At 71.9% G+C, this 20,051-nt stretch carries 17 protein-coding genes and 1 tRNA gene; 6 read left to right on the top strand and 12 right to left on the bottom strand.

From position 1 onward, the window contains the following. Positions 1 to 18 precede the first annotated feature (18 nt). Complete coding sequence (locus OIE49_RS13710; protein ID WP_326802563.1) at positions 19 to 1,452, bottom strand: hypothetical protein; 1,434 nt, start codon at positions 1,450 to 1,452, stop codon at positions 19 to 21. A gap of 340 nt (positions 1,453 to 1,792) precedes the next feature. Here OIE49_RS13710 and OIE49_RS13705 point away from each other — a divergent pair, with 340 nt between their 5' ends. Both OIE49_RS13705 and OIE49_RS13700 read left to right on the top strand, forming a co-directional pair. Beyond that, positions 1,793 to 2,173: a hypothetical protein gene (locus tag OIE49_RS13705; protein WP_199836651.1), complete on the top strand. Its 381-nt coding sequence runs from the start codon at positions 1,793 to 1,795 to the stop codon at positions 2,171 to 2,173. 91 nt (positions 2,174 to 2,264) lie between these two features. Beyond that, positions 2,265 to 3,134, top strand: a complete 870-nt coding sequence (locus OIE49_RS13700; RefSeq protein ID WP_326802562.1) for a spermidine synthase — start codon at positions 2,265 to 2,267, stop codon at positions 3,132 to 3,134. Between the two features lie 38 nt (positions 3,135 to 3,172). Here the strand turns inward: OIE49_RS13700 and OIE49_RS13695 are convergent, their stop codons facing one another. Beyond that, positions 3,173 to 3,712: a hypothetical protein gene (locus OIE49_RS13695; protein WP_326802561.1), complete on the bottom strand. Its 540-nt coding sequence runs from the start codon at positions 3,710 to 3,712 to the stop codon at positions 3,173 to 3,175. Between the two features lie 140 nt (positions 3,713 to 3,852). Here OIE49_RS13695 and OIE49_RS13690 point away from each other — a divergent pair, with 140 nt between their 5' ends. After that, positions 3,853 to 4,557, top strand: coding sequence for a response regulator transcription factor (locus OIE49_RS13690; RefSeq protein WP_100569217.1), 705 nt, complete (start codon positions 3,853 to 3,855; stop codon positions 4,555 to 4,557). Then, complete coding sequence (locus tag OIE49_RS13685) at positions 4,554 to 5,957, top strand: sensor histidine kinase (RefSeq protein ID WP_326802560.1); 1,404 nt, start codon at positions 4,554 to 4,556, stop codon at positions 5,955 to 5,957. The genes OIE49_RS13690 and OIE49_RS13685 overlap by 4 nt, the downstream gene beginning before the upstream one ends. Before the next feature lie 95 nt (positions 5,958 to 6,052). Here OIE49_RS13685 and OIE49_RS13680 read toward each other — a convergent pair whose 3' ends face one another. The 4 genes from OIE49_RS13680 to OIE49_RS13665 all read right to left on the bottom strand — a co-directional run bounded on the left by OIE49_RS13680 (position 6,053) and on the right by OIE49_RS13665 (position 11,044). Further along, positions 6,053 to 7,489, bottom strand: a complete 1,437-nt coding sequence (locus OIE49_RS13680) for a GH1 family beta-glucosidase (protein WP_326802559.1) — start codon at positions 7,487 to 7,489, stop codon at positions 6,053 to 6,055. A gap of 256 nt (positions 7,490 to 7,745) precedes the next feature. Next, positions 7,746 to 8,651: a carbohydrate ABC transporter permease gene (locus OIE49_RS13675; RefSeq protein ID WP_100569214.1), complete on the bottom strand. Its 906-nt coding sequence runs from the start codon at positions 8,649 to 8,651 to the stop codon at positions 7,746 to 7,748. Between the two features lie 12 nt (positions 8,652 to 8,663). Continuing rightward, positions 8,664 to 9,674, bottom strand: a complete 1,011-nt coding sequence (locus OIE49_RS13670) for a carbohydrate ABC transporter permease (RefSeq protein ID WP_100569213.1) — start codon at positions 9,672 to 9,674, stop codon at positions 8,664 to 8,666. Between the two features lie 5 nt (positions 9,675 to 9,679). Beyond that, the gene (locus tag OIE49_RS13665) at positions 9,680 to 11,044 is read right to left on the bottom strand and encodes an ABC transporter substrate-binding protein (protein ID WP_326802558.1); all 1,365 of its coding nucleotides are present in this window, start codon (positions 11,042 to 11,044) and stop codon (positions 9,680 to 9,682) included. 365 nt (positions 11,045 to 11,409) lie between these two features. Here OIE49_RS13665 and OIE49_RS13660 point away from each other — a divergent pair, with 365 nt between their 5' ends. Beyond that, positions 11,410 to 12,465, top strand: a complete 1,056-nt coding sequence (locus tag OIE49_RS13660) for a LacI family DNA-binding transcriptional regulator (RefSeq protein WP_326802557.1) — start codon at positions 11,410 to 11,412, stop codon at positions 12,463 to 12,465. Here OIE49_RS13660 and OIE49_RS13655 read toward each other — a convergent pair. Further along, positions 12,434 to 12,904, bottom strand: a complete 471-nt coding sequence (locus OIE49_RS13655) for an ankyrin repeat domain-containing protein (protein WP_326802556.1) — start codon at positions 12,902 to 12,904, stop codon at positions 12,434 to 12,436. The two genes, OIE49_RS13660 and OIE49_RS13655, sit on opposite strands and share 32 nt — an antisense overlap. Before the next feature lie 132 nt (positions 12,905 to 13,036). On the opposite strand from OIE49_RS13655, the gene OIE49_RS13650 reads away from it, so the two are divergent. Then, positions 13,037 to 13,540 (top strand): NUDIX hydrolase, encoded by a 504-nt coding sequence (locus OIE49_RS13650; RefSeq protein ID WP_326802555.1) that lies wholly within the window; start codon positions 13,037 to 13,039, stop codon positions 13,538 to 13,540. Positions 13,541 to 13,617: 77 nt separating this feature from the next. Here the strand turns inward: OIE49_RS13650 and OIE49_RS13645 are convergent, their stop codons facing one another. The 5 genes from OIE49_RS13645 to OIE49_RS13625 all read right to left on the bottom strand — a co-directional run bounded on the left by OIE49_RS13645 (position 13,618) and on the right by OIE49_RS13625 (position 19,841). Further along, complete coding sequence (locus OIE49_RS13645) at positions 13,618 to 16,743, bottom strand: FG-GAP repeat domain-containing protein (protein WP_326802554.1); 3,126 nt, start codon at positions 16,741 to 16,743, stop codon at positions 13,618 to 13,620. A gap of 199 nt (positions 16,744 to 16,942) precedes the next feature. Then, a tRNA-His gene (locus OIE49_RS13640) sits at positions 16,943 to 17,015 on the bottom strand. Between the two features lie 111 nt (positions 17,016 to 17,126). Further along, positions 17,127 to 17,735, bottom strand: a complete 609-nt coding sequence (orn, locus tag OIE49_RS13635; RefSeq protein ID WP_326802553.1) for an oligoribonuclease — start codon at positions 17,733 to 17,735, stop codon at positions 17,127 to 17,129. 126 nt (positions 17,736 to 17,861) lie between these two features. After that, positions 17,862 to 19,082 carry a helix-turn-helix domain-containing protein gene (locus OIE49_RS13630; protein ID WP_326802552.1) on the bottom strand — a complete coding sequence of 407 codons (1,221 nt, stop codon included), beginning with the start codon at positions 19,080 to 19,082 and terminating at the stop codon, positions 17,862 to 17,864. 378 nt (positions 19,083 to 19,460) lie between these two features. After that, positions 19,461 to 19,841: a hypothetical protein gene (locus OIE49_RS13625; RefSeq protein ID WP_326802551.1), complete on the bottom strand. Its 381-nt coding sequence runs from the start codon at positions 19,839 to 19,841 to the stop codon at positions 19,461 to 19,463. Positions 19,842 to 20,051 lie beyond the last annotated feature (210 nt).

Raw genomic sequence — 20,051 nt, 5'->3', positions numbered from 1 at the left:
CCGGGTGATCCGGGGTCGTCACACCGGCCGAGGGGCGCTCGCGTGCCTTTCCAGGAAGAAGGAGACGCCGGTCGCCCGGCGGTGCGGAAGCAGTACCCGTGCCGTTCCCGCCAGTATCGACTGGATGCGGGACGACTGGACCTGGTCCAGCAGGTCCAGCACCCGCATTCCGGCGGCGGCCGCCTCGTCCGGCCGGCCCCCGCGCGCGAGGTCGTCGGCCAGCTCGGCCGTGTAGAGCGCGATGTTCCGCGTGAAGTGGGGATCCTGAAGCTGCGTGGCACGCCGCGCGTACCGGGCCGCCCGCGGCCAGTCGCCCAGCGTGGACCAGCACTGCGCCTCGAGCCCCGCCAGCTCGGCCTCGCCGTAGAAGCTCATCCACTCGGGATCGGCGTCCGACGCGCCCCGGTCGTACAGGGCCCGCGCCCGCGCGAGCGCCCGCTCGCAGCCGGTGCGGTCGGCGAGCCCGGCCCAGCCGCCCGCCTCCCGCAGCGAGACCAGCGACATCAGCCGCGCCGAGCCCAGCCCGCGCCCGACGCGCTGTGCGGCCTGTGCCGCCCGTACCGCCTCGCGGGGCCGTCCGGCGTCCCGTGCGAGGAACGCGGTGTTGCAGAAGGCGTGCGCCTCCAGGGCCGGGTCACCGGTCATGCGCGCGGTGGCCAGTGCCTCGGCGTAGTGCGAGCGCGCGTCGTCGAAACGTCCGGAGTCGTGGGCCAGCCAGCCCACCGAGATGGCCAGTTCACCCGCGCCCGAGTGCAGTCGGTCGGCGGTGGTCTGCCGGGTCGTGCCGGCGTCGAGCAGCGCGTAGGCGGCGCGCAGCGGAGCGGCCGCGCGGCGGTAGAGACCGTCCGCTCCGTGCCGGTCGTCGAGCAACCGGATCCTGCGGACGGCCTCTTCGACGGCGCCGGCGTCGCTCGCGCCGGCGCGGCGCGCGGGGCGGTCCGCGGCCCAGGCGTCGAAGGCGGGTCCCATGGGGCCCAGCGAGGCGGCGGCCACCGTGGCGCCCCCGCGGGTCATGAATGCGCGACGCAGCACGTCGCTCTCCTCGTGGTTCTCGTGGACTTCGTGCGGGTGGTACGGATCGTGCGGGTCGTACGGGTCCGGTGGATCGGCGGAGTGGTACGGGCCGTCCCCCGCCCGTGCCTCGGGCACGGCGCGCGAGGCGCGTCCCCGAACGGCCGACCGGGGGGCGAACCCCAGGTCGGTCAGGGTGAGGTCCGGGAACATGTGCAAGAACACACGTTCATAGGCGTAGTTGGGGCAACGGATCTCACCCGCCTCCACCCGGCCGATGTAGCGGGCGTCACAGCTGACCCGCTCACCGATCTCGTGGGCGGCCCGCCGTACCGCCGCGGCGAACTCGGCCGGCGAGCGCTGTCCGCGCAGGCGCCGGAAGGCGAGATTCGGCCGTGGCGGGCGGGGGGAGTGAGGCGAGGTCACCGTCGACGACGTCATGGCCGGGCCCTCTCGTGCGAACCGTCGAACCATGCCGGACCCAGGGGAAGTCGCCCGAGTCATCCGGTCGTCCCGTCACCCGCCGCCCGAGTCGTCCCGGTCGACCGGGTGACGCCCTGTTTCCGGCGAGCAAGAAAGTACCTGCTGTGTCCGCCCGGACACGCTGTGTTTGGCTACAAACCGGATATCTCAACCGTGATCTGCCATGAAGTGCCACTCTTCACGGCGGACTTCGCCCGTAGCCGTTGACGCCCTGCCGCGTTGAACCCCGTGGGCCGGGAGCCGCCGGGCTTGCGGGCCCGCTCGTTCACGAGGAGGGATTTTCGTGATGGAGGCCGGGATGGAAACCCCGCGCAGTGCCGACCCTTGTACGCCGCCCCCGTGCGACGTGGTCACGGTGCCGGCCAGGCAGGGGCTCGAGGCGGTCGACATCCTGCGTCGCGGGCCGGGCGACGCGGTGGGTCCCGTACTGCACGACGACGGGGGCGACACGCTCGGCTTCGTGGTGCCGGCGGGCACGGCCGCGGCCTGGGACGTACCCGGAAGCACCTGCACCGGGACCGACGGACGGGGACTGCGGCTGGCCCCCCAGCCGCCGGTGGAGGGCTCGGACTGGCTGGTCCCGCCCGACGAGGCCGACCTCGCGACGGACCCCGCGGTGCTGCGGCGGGCTCTGGGGGAGGCGGCCCGGATGATCGAGGCGGCGGACAGCTGCTGCTGACCCCGGCGTCCCCCCGCCCGGACGCCCGACGCCCGTCGACGGATCCCGCCACCTGTGGGTGGCACACCGCGCCGCTTGCGACAATGGGCCCATGGGAAGGACCAGGAGCCCCCGCCGCGGGCGAGGAGCCGTCGAAGCCGTCGCCGAACAGGTCGACGGCGGGCTCGCACAGCTCATACCCGACCGGGAGCGGGCGCGGGCCTGGACCCTGCTGATCGACGGCGCCCCGCAGTCCTACGTCGACCTCGACGATCCGGCGTACCTCTCCTTCGAGTACCAGCGCCGGCTCGGGCACGTGATCGACCTCGCCGCACCGGCCGGCCGGCCCGTCCACGCGGTACACCTCGGCGGAGGGGCGTTCACCCTGGCCCGCTACGTCGCCGCCACCAGGCCCCGTTCCACCCAGCAGGTGGTCGAGCGGGACGCGGCCCTCGTCCAACTGGTGCGTCGGGAGCTGCCGTTGGATTACGGAGCCCGTCTTCGGGTGCGGTCGGCGGACGCCCGCGAGGGGCTCGCCAAAGTGCCGGACGGCTGGGCCGACCTGGTCATCGCGGACGTGTTCAGTGGCGCCCGTACGCCCGCCCACCTCACCTCGACGGAGTTCCTCGACGGGGTGCGCAGGGTCCTCAAGCCGGGCGGTGTCTACGCCGCCAACCTCGCCGACGGCCCGCCGCTGGCCCATCTGCGCGGCCAGATCGCCACCGCGGCCGCCCGGTTCGCCGAACTCGCGCTGGTCGCCGACCCGACCGTGCTGCGCGGCAAGCGCTTCGGCAACGCGGTACTCGTGGCTTGCGACCTCCCGCTGCCGGTCGCCGAACTGACCCGCCGGGCCGCCACCGACCCGCACCCGGGCCGCGTCGAACACGGCCGCGCCCTCACCGACTTCACCGGAGGGGCCGCACCGGTCACCGACACCGCGGCGGTCGCCTCACCGGCCCCGCCGCCGAACGCCTTCCGCTGATCAGGCCGGCCCAGGCCCACTCAACCACGCACACCGATCTAGTAGTTGCCGACCTCCACATGCGGCGGCCCGTCGTGCCAGGCGCAGATGACCGACACCCGGTCCGTGCCGGAGGTGAACTCGACGCGGATCCAGGTCTCCGTCTTCCACACCTGCATCGACCAGTTCGTGCCCGGGGTCGCGGAGACCAGGTTCGCCGAGACCTCGCCGAGGTCGAAGACCACCCGGCCCCCCTCGGTGTCGTAACCCCGCACCTGGCCGGAGGCGGTGGGGGAGGGGGCGGGACTGCTCGCGGGGCGCGCCGGCCGGGAGGGGACGGGCGTCACCGCCGGTCCGCCGGACGGCACGCTCGGACTGGCGGAGGGCGTCCTGGACGCGGTCGGCGGAGCGGTTGGGGTGGGGGAGGCGGCCGGTGCCGACTCCTGACGGGGCGCCACCTCGGCCGCGGTGATGGGCAGGGCGCGCGGCGGATCGTAGGCCGTGCCCGCCATCACCGTGTGGACGCCCCACCACGACAGGGTGGCCGCCGCGCCCGTGGCGAGCGACCAGGCCAGCAGGTGTACGAGTCCTCTCAGCATCGCCGCCATCCTGCCCCACCCGTCCCCACGGTGTCGCGGGAACGCCGGCCGGGGTGAGGTTGTCCACAGGCGGCCGGAGCCCGGGCGGGGTTGTCCACAGGCCCCGGCCGGGTCCGCCCGCATGGCGTACGGTGCGGCGCATGGCAAGTGTTCTCGTGGTCGAGGACGACCCGTTCGTGCGCTCCGCGCTCATCCGGCACCTGACCGACGCCTCGCACACCGTGCGCAGTGTCGGCACGGCGCTCGAAGCGCTGCGCGAGGTCGCCCACCTCCGCTTCGACCTGGTCGTACTGGATCTCGGACTGCCCGATCTGGACGGCTCCGAGGCGCTGAAGATGCTGCGCGGCATCACCGACGTGCCCGTCATCATCGCCACCGCCCGGGACGACGAGGCGGAGATCGTCCGGCTGCTCAACGCCGGGGCGGACGACTACCTGACCAAGCCGTTCTCCGTCGAGCACCTGTCCGCGCGCATGGCCGCCGTGCTGCGCCGGGCCCGCTCCGCCACCGGCGGGCAGCCGCCGTCCACCGTGCTCCGGGTCGGCGGCCTGACCGTCGACCCGCTGCGCCGCCAGGCCGAGTTGGACGGCGTGCGGCTGGACCTGACCCGCCGCGAGTTCGACCTGCTCGCCTTCCTCGCCGGACGGCCGGGAGTGGTCGTGGCGCGCAAGGAGCTGCTCGCCGAGGTGTGGCGGCAGTCCTACGGCGACGACCAGACGATAGACGTCCATCTGTCCTGGCTCAGGCGGAAGTTGGGCGAGACCGCCGCCCGGCCCCGCTATCTGCACACCCTTCGGGGTGTGGGCGTGAAGCTGGAGCCGCCCGGAGGGGAGCCGCCGCGATGAGATGGGCACTGGTCAAGGTCTGCCTCGCGGTCACCACGATGGTCGTGATCGCCTTCGCCGTCCCGCTCGCCCTGGTCATCCAGGAGATGGCCCGGGACCGCGCCTTCTCCAACGCCGAGCGCCAGGCCGCGGCGGTCGCGCCCGCCCTGTCCATCACCACCGAGCGCGAGCCGTTGGAGCGGGTCGTCGCCTCGGCGGGCTCCGACGCCCGGATGGCCGTGCACGTACCGGCCGTCGACGGCGCCGCTCCCGTCGAGATCGGCCGTGCCCGGGCCACCGGCGAGGACGTCGCGACCGTGCGGCGGACGGGCCGCGCCTCCACCGCCGACGTACCCGGCGGATCCACGCTGCTCCAGCCGGTCGCGCTGAGCTCCGGCGCCATCGCGGTCGTCGAGGTCTACGTCCCCGAGGCCGAGGTCGGCAAGGGCGTGGGCACGGCCTGGGCGGTGCTCGCCGGCGTGGGCGCGGCGCTCGTCGTCGGCTCGGTCGCCGTCGCCGACCGGCTCGGCGTACGGATGGTGGGGCCCGCGCAGCGGCTGGCCGAGGGCGCGCACGAACTGGGCGAGGGCAGGCTGGGCGCCCGGGTGCCCGAGGACGGACCGACCGAACTGCGGCTCGCCGCCGTCGCGTTCAACTCCATGGCCGACCAGGTCGTCCAACTGCTCGCGAACGAACGCGAACTGGCGGCCGACCTGTCCCACCGGCTGCGTACGCCGCTCACCGTGCTGCGCCTGAACGCGGCCTCGCTCGGAGACGGGCCCGCCGCCGAGCAGACCCGGACGGCGGTCGCCCAGCTGGAGCGGGAGGTCGACACGATCATCCGCACCGCCCGGGAGGCCAAGCCGCAGACGGCGGCCGCCGGTCCGGGCGCCGGGTGCGACGCGGCCGAAGTCGTCCGCGAGCGGATGGAGTTCTGGTCGGCGCTCGCCGAGGACGAGGGCCGCAAGTGGCGGCTGGCCGGCGTCGAGCGGCCGGTGCGCATACCCGTGGCCCGCGCCGACCTCGCGGCCGCGCTGGACGCCCTGCTCGGCAACGTCTTCCGGCACACCGCCGAGGGCACCGCGTTCGCCGTCGACGTGCACAACGGCGACGACGCGGTGATCGTGCTGGTCTCCGACGCCGGACCGGGTATACCCGACCCGGACGCGGCGATACTGCGCGGGCGCGGTTCGGGGAACGACGGCTCCACGGGACTCGGCCTGGACATCGTGCGCAGGCTCGCGGAGTCCACCGGCGGGGACGTGCGGATCGGCTCCTCCGTGCTCGGCGGCACGGAGGTGCGGATCTGGATCCAGCTCGACGCACGCTCCCCGGTCCGTTCAGGACACCGGGGAGCGGTGCGCCGCCGCCGGCCGGGCAGATCGGCCGCACGCCTCGGCCGTACCCGGTCCCTTCCCTGAGCGACCGCTCCCACCGTGCGGCCGCTCAGGGGGGAAAGCGCCCCGGCCGGTTCACCCCCGAGCCGGCCGGGACGCGCTGTGGGCCGGACGGGCCGTCAGACGGCGTCCGGCGACGGCAGCTCCCCGGTGCGGGCGGCCTTGCCGTACCAGTGGGCGCTGGACTTCGGGATCCGGGCGAGGGTGCTGTAGTCGACGTAGACCGCGCCGAACCGCTTGCTGTACCCGTAGGCCCACTCGAAGTTGTCCATCAGGGACCACAGGTAGTACCCGCGGACGTCCGCGCCGTCCGTGATGGCCCTGCGCACCGCCGCCAGGTGCGAGTGCAGGTAGGCGACGCGCTCCGGGTCGTGCACGCGGCCGTCGGCGTCCACCTTGTCGTCGTAGGCGGCGCCGTTCTCGGTGACGTACAGGGCCAGCCCCGGTGCCTCGCGGGAGTAGCGCATGATCAGCTCGTGCAGGCCGCTCGGGTCGATCGTCCAGCCCATCTCGGTGCGGTCGCCCGGCGTCTGGTGGAACGTCACGTCGTCCGCGCCGGGCCACGGCGAGTGCTCGCTCGCCCCGTGACCGTCGGCCCGCGGACCCTCCAGCGTCGTGTCCGCCGCCGACACCAGGGCCGGCGTGTAGTAGTTGAGGCCGAGCGCGTCCAGCGGCTGGTGGGCGGTGCGCACATCGCCGTCCTGGACGAAGGACCAGTCCGTGAGGGAGGAGGTCGCCTCCAGCAGCGTGGCCGGGTACGCACCGTGCAGCATCGGGCCGTGGAAGATCCCGTTGGCCAGGTCGTCGATCTTCTGGGCCGCCGCCAGGTCCGCGGGGTCCTGCGAGACCGTGCGGACCACCGAGGAGTTGAGGCTGACCGCGACCGAGTTGCGGGCCGGCATCACCGACCTCAGCGCCTGCGTGCCCAGACCGTGGGCCAGGTTCAGGTGGTGGGCCGCGCGCAGCGTGGCCGCGGGCTCGGTGCGGCCCGGGGCGTGCACCCCGGAGCCGTAGCCCAGGAAGGCGGTGCACCACGGCTCGTTGAGGGTGATCCACTGCTCCACCCGGTCGCCGAGCGCCTCACCGACGATCTGCGCGTACTCCGCGAAGCGCAGCGCGGTCTCGCGCTCGGGCCAGCCGCCCGCGTCCTCCAGTTCCTGCGGCAGGTCCCAGTGGTAGAGGGTGACCGCCGGCTTGATCCCGTGGTCCAGGAGCTCGTCCACGAGACGGCGGTAGAAGTCCAGGCCCACCTGGACGGCGGGGCCCCGGCCGGTGGGCTGCACCCGTGGCCAGGAGATGGAGAAGCGGTAGGCCTTCAGGCCCAGGTCCGCCATCAGGGCCACGTCGTCGCGGTAGCGGTGGTAGTGGTCGACAGCGATGTCACCGGTCTCACCTCCGGCGGTCTTGCCCGGGGTATGGCTGAAGGTGTCCCAGATCGAGGGCGTGCGGCCGTCCTCCCGCACCGCCCCCTCGATCTGGTACGCGGAGGTCGCGGCGCCCCAGAGGAATGCGGGCGGAAAGGTCACCGGGGTCACCGGCTGTGCGGACTCAGGCATGGAAGCGCTCCCATAGGTGGTCGTGAAAGACCGACGATTCGAAAGGGGAGGGTGGACAGGGATCGATGTGGGCAGAGGGAAGCAGGGAAAAGGGATGGAGGGGACAGAGGGAACGGGAAGGCGAGGGGCCGGGACCACGGTGACCCGGCCCCGGGACAGGCGGGGCGTGCGCGGCGGCCCGGGCCGACGCGCGGACGCGGACGGGCCGCGGGCGCCGCGAGGACAGTCGCGGGCGGGTGCGGACCGGTCGCGGGCGTCAGCCCTTGACCGCGCCCTGCATGATGCCGCCCACGATCTGCTTGCCGAAGATCGCGAAGACGAGCAGCAGCGGCAGTGTGCCGAGCAGCGCGCCCGCCATGATCAGGGACTGGTCGGGGGTGTAGCCGCGGCCCAGGCCCGCGAGGGCGACCTGCACGGTCGGGTTGCCGGTCTGGGTCAGGACCAGGAAGGGCCACAGGAAGTCGTTCCAGGTCTGCACGAACATCAGCATCCCCAGCACGGCCATCGCGGGTCGCGCCGCCGGGAACACCACGTGCCACACCACACGCCAACTGCTCGCGCCGTCCACCCGGGCGGCCTCGATGATCTCGTCCGGCAGCGCCTGAAGCAGGTACTGCCGCATGAAGAACACACCGAACGCGCTGACCAGCGACGGCAGGATCACTGCCTGCAACTGGTCGGTCCAGTCCAGCTTGGCCACCATCATGTACAGCGGGATGATGCTGAGCTGCGGCGGCACCATCATCGTGCCGATCACGATCAGCATCAGCGCGCCCCGGCCCTTGAAGCGCAGCTTGGCGAAGGCGAAGCCGGCGATCGTCGACAGGAACACGACCGTCGCCGCGGAGGTCCCCGCCACGATCGTGGTGTTGACGAAGGCCTTGCCCAGATTGGCGTCCGTCCAGGCGACCTGGAGGTTGTGCGTCAGGTTCGAGCCGAACCAGAAGGGCGGCGGGGTCTGCGCCAGCCGGTTGTTGTTCCGGGAGGCGGCGATCGCCGTCCACACCAGCGGGAACAGCGAGCCGATGGTGAACAGCGCCAGGATCACGTAGGCGATCGGGCCGGCGTGCAGTTGTCCGCCCGCGCGGGCGGCCTTGGGCCGGCGCGTCCGGCGGGGCGCGTCGGTCGGCGTCTCGGGTTCGGTCAGGGTCGTCGTCGTCACGGCCGGTACTCCTTAACTACTGGCGCGCAGCCGGCGCGAGATGACGTAGTTGACCACGCCGATCACGATCAGGATCAGGAACATCGTCCAGGCGATCGCGGAGGCCCGGCCCAGGTGCTGGTTCACCCAGCCCTGCTCGTACAGGTACAGACCCAGCGTCTGGAACTGGTGCTCGGCACCGCCGGAGGCGCCCTTGTTGGCGTCGAACAGCAGCGGCTCGCCGAAGACCTGGCTGGCGCCGATGGTCGACACCACGGCGGTGAACAGGATGGTCGGGCGCAGCTGCGGAAGGGTGACGTGGAAGAACTGCCGGAACCGGTTGGCGCCGTCCAGGGCCGCCGACTCGTACAGGTCGTTCGGGATGGCTTGCATCGCCGCGAGGTAGATCAGCGCGTTGTAGCCCGTCCAGCGCCAGATGATGATCGTGGAGACGGCTATCTGGGAGGGCCACTTGTCGTTCTGCCAGTCGACGTTGTCGAAGCCGACCGAGTGCAGCACCCAGTTGATCATGCCGTAGTCGCGGCCGAAGAGCAGCACGAAGACCAGCGAGGCGGCGGCGATCGAGGTCGCGTACGGCGCGAGCATCGCGACCCGGTAGAACGTCGTGGCGCGCAGCCGGTAGTTGAGGATGTGCGCCAGGCCCATCGCCATCAGCAGCTGCGGGACCGTGGAGATGATGCCGATGGTCAGGGTGTTGCGCGCCGCGTTCCAGAAGAACTCGTCGTCGAAGATCCGGGTGTAGTTGCGCAGCCCGGCCCATTCCATGTCGGTCGGCGCCGTCAGCTCCACCGTGTGCAGCGAGGCCCACGCGGTGTAGATCAGCGGGAACAGCCCGAAGGCGACGAACAGGAGGAAGAACGGCGAGACGAACGCGTACGGGCTCCACCGCATGTCCCGCTGCCAGCGCCGGGACTGCCGTGCCCGGCGCCGGTGCTCCGCGTCGGCGGCGTCGGTCTCCGCCGGGCGGCCCGGGGCCGCGCCCCCCTCCTCGGGGGGCGCGGCGGTGTCGTGCCGGGTGGCCATACCGGTCACTTCTCCAGGTTGTTGTCGATGGTCTTGGTGGCCGTCGTCCACGCGTCGGCGGGCGACTTGCCCTTCGTCACGAGGAAGACACCGTTGTCCGTCAGGCCCTGCTGGACGATCTGGTCCTTCGGGCCGATCACCTGGACCGGGATGGACTTGGCGGCCTCGGCGAAGATCTTGCCGATGGGCGCGTCACCGGTCATCTCGTTCTTCGCGTCGGTCACCGCCGGCATGGTGTACGCGCCCGGCGCGCTCGGGAAGCTGCCCTGGACGGCGAACAGCTTCGCCTGCTGCTCGGGAGCCGTCAACCAGGTGATGAAGTCCGTCGCCTCCTTCACATGCTTGCCGCTCTTGGGCACGGCCAGGAAGGAACCGCCCCAGTTGCCGCCCTTCGGCGGCACGGCCACGTCCCACTTGCCGGCCGCGTCCGGCTTCGACTTGCCCTTGATGGTGCCGAGCATCCACGGCGGGCAGGCGACGGTGGCGAACTTGCTGTTCGCGATCGTCTGGTCCCAGGCCGGCTGGAACTGCGTCTGCGACTGGAGCAGGCCCTCCTGGGCGGCCTTGGCCGTCAGGTTGAAGGCGGACTTGACGGCGGGATTCTTCTTGTAGATGACCTCGCCGGAGGCGTCGTAGAACTTCTCCTTCTCACTGCTGAGGATCGCGTTGATCAGACCGCCGGGGGAGTCCATGAAGTAGGTGCCGCTGGGCGCCTTCTTCTTGAACGTCTCGCCCGCCGCGACGAACTTGTTCCAGTCGCCCGCCCAGAGCTTGCCGACCTCCTCGCGGTCGGTGGGCAGACCGGCCTGCTCGAAGAGGTCCTTGCGGTAGCAGATCGCCATCGGGCCGATGTCGGTGCCGAGGCCGATGGTCTGGTCGTCCTTGGTGGTGGCCTGCTGCCACTTCCAGTCCAGCCAGTTGCTCTTGTCCACGCCCGAGACCTTGGAGAGGTCCTCGAACTTGGCCCCCTGGGTGCCGACGACCTCGGCGATGTTGCCGACTTCGATGGCCTGGACGTCCATCAGGCCGCTGTTGGTGGTCAGATGGTTGACGAGCGCCGGGTAGTAGTTCTCATTGCGCTCGGTGACGTTCTCCTGGATCCTGATGTTGGAGTGCAGCTTCTCGTACTCGGTGTAGAGGCCGGCCTCCTTGAAGCCCATGGTGCCGAAGAGCCCCAAGGTGATCGTGACCTTGTCACCGCCGTTGCCACCGCCGCCGGACGAGCCGGACTCGCCTCCGCTGTCGCTGGAGCAGCCGGCCAGCAGTCCGGCCCCCAGCGACGCGGCTGCCGCCAGGACCACCGCCTTGCGGGCGATGGGTGTGCCCCCACTCGGACGAAGCCGAGAATGGGCGAGGAAACGTGCTCGCATTGCGTCCTCCTGTTGCCCTGACGTGCCGACCCCCCGGCCAACTGCATGTTGGGCCCGTTTCTACTCGCTGCGGCTCGGGCGGGGAACGTGCGGGTTGTGTATGTGTCAGGTACTGTGGGAGCGCTCCCACCAGTGATGTGTTGAAGAGTCGCGGGTTCGAGCGGGGGTGTCAAGGGTGTGAGCGAGGACAAATGCGTTCAGTTATCGGCCTGTTAGCTAACGCGGGAGAGTGAGGTTCGCGTCCCGGACATGCGGAGCCGCTCCTTCCCCGGAGGCCGCCGCGGCGGCCCCGGGCACGGCGTGCGTTCTCGGGAGACTGTTACATTCCAGGCCAAGGCGGTTTCGACGGCGGAAAGGCGGAGCCAATGACAGCCCACGGAGCGCGGGGCCGGAGCGGCGGTCGGCCGACCCTCGAAGAGGTCGCCGCGCGGGCCGGCGTCGGCCGGGGCACCGTCTCACGGGTGATCAACGGCTCGCCCCGGGTCAGCGACGCCACCCGGGCCGCGGTCGAGGCCGCGGTCGCCGAACTCGGCTACGTCCCCAACACGGCCGCCCGCGCCCTCGCCGCCAACCGCACCGACGCGATCGCCCTCGTCGTGCCCGAGCCGGAGACCCGCTTCTTCGCCGAGCCCTACTTCTCGGACATGCTGCGGGGTGTCGGAGCCGGACTGTCGGACACGGAGATGCAGCTGCTGCTGATCTTCGCCGGCAGTGACCAGAAGCGGCAGCGGCTGGCCCAGTACCTGGCCGCGCACCGGGTGGACGGCGTCCTGCTGGTCTCGGTGCACGCCGACGACCCGCTGCCGGACATGCTGTCCCAGTTGGAGATCCCGGCCGTGATCAGCGGTCCGCGGTCGGCGGGCGAGACCCTGACCTCGGTGGACTCCGACAACTACGGAGGCGCCCGCTCCGCCGTGGAGCACCTGCTGGCCCACGGCTGCCGCACCGTCGCCCACATCACCGGCCACATGGACGTCTACGGTGCCCAGCGCCGCGTCGACGGCTACCGCGCCGCCCTGCGCGACGCGGGCCACGAGGTGGACGAACTCCTCGTGGCGCAGGGTGACTTCACCGAGGGCGGCGGCCGCCGCGCGATGACGCGCCTGCTGGCCCACCGCCCCGACCTGGACGCCGTCTTCGCCGCCTCCGACGTCACGGCCGCCGGCGCCCGCCAGGTGCTGCGCGAGGAGGGCCGCCGCATCCCCGACGACGTGGCCCTTGTCGGCTACGACGACTCCGCCATAGCCCGCCACATGGACCCGCCCCTCAGCAGCGTCCGCCAGCCCATCGAGGAGATGGGCCGCGCGATGATCGACCTCCTGCTGAACGAGATCGCCGACCGCCGCCCGGCGGTGTCCCGCGGGCTGGAACGCAGGCAACTCGTGCTGCCTACGGAACTGGTGGTGCGGGCGTCGTCGTAACGGCCCCCGGCCCTGGTTCGCCGCGGTGGGTGGCTCCCGCCGCGACGAGAAGGGCGACGGTCTCGGCATGGGAATCGGCCACCGCCCACTCCAGGGGCGTACGGCCCGTGCCGTGATCCTCACGGAGATTCGGATCGGCGCCGTGCGCCAGCAGTTCGCGCACGGTCTCGGTGTGCCCCCAGCAGGCGGCCGCGCACAGGGGCGTGCCCTCCGACCCACGCCCGCTCTCGGTGTCCGGACGGGCCCCGGCCGCGAGAATCAGCCGGACCGTCTCGGCATCCCCTTGCACGGACGCCGCATAGAGCGGAGTGGTGCCCTCCCTGTCCGCTCGCTCCGGATCGGCCCCGAGCCGCAACAGCGCCTCCGCGCGGGCGGTGTGACCCAGCATGGCCGCGTCGACGAGATGCCGGGAGAGCTTCTTGCGCCGGCGTCGGTTCATGGCCGGAGAGTAGCGGCTTCCGGTCCGGAGAGCCGATGGATATCAGCTCTCTGCCTCCAACACGTCGTTCCCGTCGCACCCGACGGAGCCGGGAGTGAGGAGACGGCAGCGTGCCCGCCCTACAGTGAGGCCATGCCGGAAGAGCAGCACAAGGTGGCCGTGGACAGCGGAGTCGAGATCCCGGTCCCCGCCGGCGGGGAGGTCTGGGCGGCCGGAGCGGTCATCCTCGACCGCGACGGCCGGGCCTTCGCCCAGAGGCGCGGCCCGGACCGGCGGCTCTTCCCCGACTGCTGGGACATCGTCGGCGGCCACGTCGAGCCCGGCGAGTCCTTGCTGGACGCCCTCGCCCGCGAAGTCGAGGAAGAGACCGGCTGGCGCCTGCGCCGGGTGCGGCGCCTGCTCGGGATCACCGCATGGACCGGGGACGACGGCAGCGGCATGAGACGGGAGGCCGACTATCTCGTCGAAGTCGACGGCGACCTGAATCACCCCGCCCTGGAATGGTCCGAGCACACCGCCTACGACTGGTTCGGCCCGGACGACCTTCCCCGGCTCAGGGAGAACCGAGCCCCTGGCGAACACCTCATCCACGACGTGATCGCGAAGGCTCTGCGAAACCCACCCGCCCGGCCCTGAACGGCCGGGCGGGCACGACTGCGGCCCGTCCGTGGGGGCACACCACGGTCGTCGTGTGCCCCCGTCCCGAGCCCGGTTCAGAACAGTCCCTTGTAGCCCTTCCAGCCCGTCGCGATCTTTGTGCGGGCCCCGAACGAGCCCCGGCCGTCGCCCTTCTGGAGCCACAGGTTCCCCGAGGTGTCGCGCGCCACCAGGTCGGGCCTCCCGTCCGAGGTGATGTCGCCGACGCCGACGACCGCGTTGTACGAGGCACCCCACTTCGAGAACAGCTTGACCCGTTTCGTCGACAGCCCGCCCTTCGTCCCGTAGTACCGGTACAGAGTGCCGTTCTTGTGCCGTGCCAGCACGTCCCCGAGGCCGTCGCCGTTCAGGTCGCCGACTCCGACGATCTTCGTGTACGAGCCCCAGCCCGAGGCGATCTTCTTCCCGGCCGCCAGCGTGCCGTCCGGCTTCGCCGCGAAGAGGTACATCGCGCCCGTCGACGCCTTCCGCGCCAGCAGGTCGGTCAGCCCGTCGCCGGTGAGGTCCCCGGGCGCGGTGAGTATGTCGTAGGCCTTCCAGCCGGTGCCGCCGCTCAGCGTCCGGTACGGGGTCGAAGGCGTGAGCGGTTTTCCGCATGCGGGCCGGTACGCCCGCAGCGATCCGTTCGCCATCCGTACGAGGACGTCGTTGCACTTGTCCTTGTTCAGGTCCCCGAAGGGCACGGCGACCACTGAGGTGGGCCAGCCGCGCCCCGACGTCTTGCCGGAGAACTTCCCGGCGCCGTTCCCGTGGTGAAACGTGAGGGTCCCGTGCGAGTCGAGCGTCAGCAGGTCCGCGATCGCGTCGGGCGACGCCCCGGACCCCGCGTAGTCGCGCGGGACGGGCTGACCGCGGAGGAGCCGGACCGTCCCCTGGCGGCGCAGCGCCGCCCCCTGGCCGTCCGCCGGGTTCGCGGTGAGCTCCCAGGTGTACCGGCCGTTCGGCAGCGGGGTCTTGTACTTCTTGGCCGGGTCCATGCCCGTCCACTGCACGTCGAGCCGCCCGCGGGTGTCGCCGCCCTGGCGCCGGTCGACCACCCGGTTGGTGTTCTTGTCCCGGACCACGAGCGTCCAGGACGCGACCGGCTTGGAGAACACGCCGTCGAAGACCGCCGTCCCGCGCATGCCCGCGCGATCCGCGGGCCATTCGGCGTTGACGGATGTGGCCTCCGCCTCCCGCAGGGTGATCAGGGACTGGGTGGTGGTGCCCCCGGACGGCACGAGGTGGATGCGTTCCTGCGCGTCCATGTACGCGACGTTGCCGCTGTACCTGTCCACGGTCCAGCGGACGTGGCGCTGCGAGGTCCCGGTGTCGGGCAGTTCGCCGATGACCCGGGTGCTGGGAGAACCGGAGCTCACCGTGGTGAGGTTCAGCTTCCCGGCCTGCCGGTCGTGGGTGACGACGTAGCCGTCGCCGAGCAGCGCCTCCCCGGAAGGGACGGCCACCGCGGTCTTGTTCGTACGGTCGTACACCCCGGCGGGCCCGTCGGCGCCGCAGCTCCAGTACAGCCAGCGGCCCACGGCCTGCAACTCCTGCGGAACACAGCTCGCGCCGGTGTCGACGGTCTCGACCGCCTTCTTCGAGACGAGGTCGAGCGCCGAGACGCCGCCCGGCGTGGCAGCGGGCGTCCAGAGCCGGTTCTCCCAGACGGCGGCGGCGCTGGGGCTGCGCGTCAGAAGGACGTCGTCGTCCAGGCGGTAGACGGACTGCTTTTCGGGGGTGGTGTGGATCAGGTACCTGCCCGAGACGTCGGTGATCCGTCCGCCGGCCGGCACGCTGCGCTGGTAGTAGTCGTACTTGCCGGGGCCGTGGACCCGGAGCAGGTCCGATCCGCCGCTCCGGCGCTCGATCCAGGCGATGCGCCCGTCGCCGACGTCGAAGACCGACGCGCAGCCGGGGTCTGCGACCGGGCAGTCGTCCATGACCACATCGGATGTCGGGGTCAGGCGGGTGTGCTCGCCGTACTCGGGGGTGCCGGTCGCGGCCACGTTCCGGACGTAGGGGGTGCGGCGGCCGTTCGCCATCTCGGCGTCGACGAGCCTGCCCTGACTCAGGACGAGCCCCTCGACCGGGACGACCGGCCGGGGCAGTGGCCTGACCGTGGTGACGACGGGCGCGCTGTCGTCGCCGGGGCGGATGTGCTGGATGCCGCGGTCGTCGAGGGTGGCCGACGTGCGGCCGATGGCGAGGGCCGTGCCGTCGGGGGCGGCCACCAGGCCGGTGCCCGACCCCGTGACCACGGCGATGGACTGCCCGCCCGCGACCGGCGTCGCCTTGAGGGTGGTGATGGCACCGGGGCGGTAGACCAACCAGTCGCCGACGAGGGCCAGTTCGTGGCCCGGTTTGGAGAAGCCACTGTCCAGCGCGACCTCGACCGGCGTCGCCGACACGTCGGAGCGGGGCAGCACCAGCACGGTGGACGCGGTGGAGCTGTACACCACGATGTGGTCGGGGGAGATCCTCGCCCGGTAGTAGCCGCTGGGCAGCCGCTGCGTCCAGCCCTGGACCCGGCCCGTCTCCCGGTCGACGAGGACCATCCGGTCCGTGCCGTCCCTCTGCCGGCTCTGGAACAGCACGCTGGTCGCGTCGGCCCCGTGCGGCTGGCCGAGCACCATGTCCTCCGGCGCGCCGACGACCGGCACGTCGCGGGTGGTTCCGTCAGGGCCGCTGGTCAGCAGATGCATGACCCGGGTGGATGTCCCGTCCCCGGTGGCGGAGTTGCGAAAGGTGACGACGGTGGTGCCGTAGACGGAGAGCACGCTCTGCCCCTCGGGGACGTGCACCGTACGGGTCGTCCCGTCGGAGGCGTCCCACAACTCCACCCGGTCGGGGTAGCGGTACGCGAGTACGTCGCTGCCCGTCGCTTCCTTGAAGTACGAGCCTTCCGGTTTCGGTACAGGGACCGGCGCGCCGCCGCCGTAACGCGACCAGACGAGACCGGAGTAGCCCTCGAGCTGGTGGAAGAAACCCTGGCTGCCGGCGCCGTCCGCGCCGGTCAGGGTGTTGGCGGCATAGAGCGAGGCCGAGGTGTAGGTGTTGCGCAGGGCCGCCGGGACGACGGTCTCCTGAGGTACGGCAGGCGCCGCGGAGGCGACGCCGGGTGCCAGCGGACCGGTACCGGCCAGTAGGGCAGCGAATGCGGTGACGACGATACCGGCGGGTCTCGCACCACGGTGGTGCACAACGGCATTGCGGAACAAGGATGCCCCTCCGAGAAGCCCGAGGGGTGGGCGATGTCGTCCATGACGACCCGGCTCCCAGCCGTCGCGTCCCCCCGGAAAGTCGGCTGATATTACCGCCATCGGGCGTCACGGCTGTGCATGAGGAGAACGAAAGAGGCCGATGACCTTGTTGTTGCAGGTCATCGGCCTCTTCGAGGAGGGTGAGTGACGGGACTCGAACCCGCGGCATCCTGGACCACAACCAGGTGCTCTACCAGCTGAGCTACACCCACCATGACCGGTCACAGGGATTCTGCGGTTTCCCCGACCGGCCGAGAAGAAGTCTACAGGGTCCGAAGGGGTGCTCGCGCACAGGTTTCGCGGCGCCCCTTCGAGGGACCCCGCTAGACCTTCTGAGCAGGCAGGACGTGCTTCGCCGCGATCGCCTTGGCGGTGTCGGAGTCGGGGCCGGGCTGCGGGACGAAGACGGCCTCGCGGTAGTAGCGCAACTCCGCGATGGACTCGCGGATGTCGGCCAGGGCGCGGTGGTTGCCGTTCTTCTCCGGGCTGTTGAAGTACGCCCGCGGGTACCAGCGCCGGGCCAGCTCCTTGATCGAGGACACGTCCACGATCCGGTAGTGCAGGTAGCCCTCCAGCGCCGGCATGTCGCGCAGCAGGAAGCCGCGGTCGGTGCCGACCGAGTTTCCGCACAGCGGGGCCTTGCCGGGCTCCTTCACGTGCTCCCGCACGTAGGCCAGGACCTGCTCCTCGGCGTCCTTGAGCGTCGTGCCGCCGGCCAGCTCGGCGAGCAGGCCGGACGCGGTGTGCATCTCACGCACCACCTCCGGCATCGTCTCCAGCGCCGAGTCCGGCGGCCGGACGACGATGTCGACTCCCTCGCCGAGTACGTTCAGCTCGGAGTCGGTGACGAGGGCGGCCACCTCGATGAGCGCGTCGTCGGACAGCGAGAGGCCGGTCATCTCGCAGTCGATCCACACCATGCGATCGTTCATGTGTCTCACCTTACGGCGCCCCGCCGCGACCCGGACCGACCGTGCGGCGACCTAGTCCGACAGCGGCCGCTGCCAGCACGGGCGGGTGGACGGGACCCGGAGGTCCGTCCGCCCGCCCGTCGCGGGTCAGGAGCCGCCGCGCTGGCCCGGAACGCTCACCGACAGCGCCGCCGCGGTGCGGCGGGACTGGTGAGGAACCTGGCTCTCCGGGTGGAAGGAGGGCAGCGGCGACACGGGGCCGGCCGGGGGCGCCGCGGAGTGCGGTCCCGGGCCGCCCGGCATGCCGGCCGTTCCCGAGGCGAGGTCGCCGTCGCCCTGCCGCTCGTTCTGCGGACGCCGTGCCCGGTAGGCCGCCCGGTACGCCGCCGGGGACGAACCCAGCTGCCGCCGGAAGTGGCCGCGCAGCGCCACGGGGGAGCGGAAGCCGCAGCGGCCCGCCACCTCGTCGACCGAGTAGTCGGACGTCTCCAGCAGCCGCTGCGCCTGGAGCACCCGCTGGGTGATCAGCCACTGCAGCGGCGCGCTCCCGGTCAGGGAACGGAAGCGGCGGTCGAACGTACGCCGGCTCATGTACGCCCGCGCGGCCAGCGTCTCCACGTCGAACTGCTCGTGGAGGTGCTCCAGCGCCCAGGCGACGACCTCGGCGAGCGGGTCGGCGCCGATCTCCTCCGGTAAAGAGCGGTCCAGGTAGCGTTCCTGGCCTCCGCTCCGGCGAGGCGGGACCACCAGCCGCCGGGCCAGCGCGCCCGCCGCCTCGTTGCCGTGGTCCGAGCGCACGATGTGCAGGCACAGGTCGATTCCGGCCGCCGTGCCCGCCGACGTCAGCACGTCGCCGTCGTCGACGAACAGCTCTCTGGGATCCACGTGCACCGACGGATAGCGCTTGGCCAGCGTCGGCGCGTACATCCAGTGCGTGGTCGCCGGCCGGCCGTCCAGCAGGCCGGCCGCGGCGAGTACGAACGCCCCGGTGCACAGGCCCACGATGCGGGCCCCCTCCTCGTGCGCACGGCGCAGCGCGTCGAGCGCCTCCGCCGGCGGCGGCGAGGTGATCGAGCGCCAGGCCGGCACGACGACCGTGCCCGCCCGTGAGATCGCCTCCAGGCCGTTCGGCGTGGTGAGTTCCAGGCCCCCGGTGGTCCGCAGGGGGCCGTCCTCGCCCCCGCACACCAGCAGTCGGTAGCGCGGTACGCCGGCGTCCTGGCGGTCAACCCCGAACACCGACAACGGTATGGAACTCTCGAAGATGGGGCCGCCGCTGAACAGCAGCACCGCGACGATCTCCTTGCGGCGTCGCCCGGAAAGCTTCCGGGCCGCCGTTTCCGGCGCGGCAGTGGAGTCGTGGCTCATACTGCTAAGCCCCCCTCGGTGGTCGCGGCTCCTCGGTTGTGTCGCTCCTGCACGTTTCCCCTCGGTCCTGCACGAGTCCCCCGCCGTAAGACAGTCAAGATCGAATCTACTGCGTCCCGCCGTGCCGTGTTGGCCAGTTCATCACCCGGCACATTGTCGACATGGCAACTTGGCGTGAAGCATTCGATCACGAAGCGTTGCACTCGGGGAGCGTGCAGGGAAGTGCGCCTCGTCGTGGTGGCCAATCCCCGTAGGGTGCGCGGGGTCGCCGAGGCCCTTTCCTTGCAGGTGGAACGGGGGGTGGGGGGTGCTTCGGCCGGAGAATGCACAGATTCGAGAAGTTGGCTGAAAAGATGCGCCTGCGTGCGCAAAAACCGGTCAGCCGACCGGTGCCGTTCCGCCCGGGTCCCGACCGCCCCGGTGTGCCCCGGGTTCCGTCCTGTGGTGGCGGCCGTGGTGCGCAGCGCGTTCCTCGGCGCGGAGCCGGGCCGCCGCGCGCTCGCAGCGGCGCAGCAGTACGCCACAGGCGCCGGTGACGGCCGCGAGACCCAGGCCGGTGCCGGCGGCGCCGGCGAACGACGTGCCGTACCAGAGCAGGACCAGGGGGACGAGGGCGGAGGCGAAGGCGGCCCAGCGCACCACCTCGCCCGCGGTGTCGCCCGTGGCGGCCCCGGGCGTCGCGGTGTCCTGCCCGGTGTCCGACGCGCTGTCCCGCGGGGGAGGCAGGCCTCGGTCGGGAACGGTACGAGGTCCGGACACGGCGTGCTCCCTACTGCGGCGGCTCCCCGGGATCAACGCGTGTTCCAGGGGTCGGTCACTGTGCGGCACAGGGGCGGGCTCGCCGCGGCCGGCCGCCGGCGCCCTCCGCTACCGTGTTCCCACCCGTCGCGGAAAGTGAATCCCGCACATACCGCCTGTACGGGGCAGCAACCATTGCGTTACGGGCGTGGCTCGTGCATGCTCCGGGGA

It is taken from the genome of Streptomyces sp. NBC_01788 (assembly GCF_035917575.1).
Taxonomy (GTDB): domain Bacteria; phylum Actinomycetota; class Actinomycetes; order Streptomycetales; family Streptomycetaceae; genus Streptomyces.
This window is presented reverse-complemented; position numbering and strand designations above follow the sequence as displayed.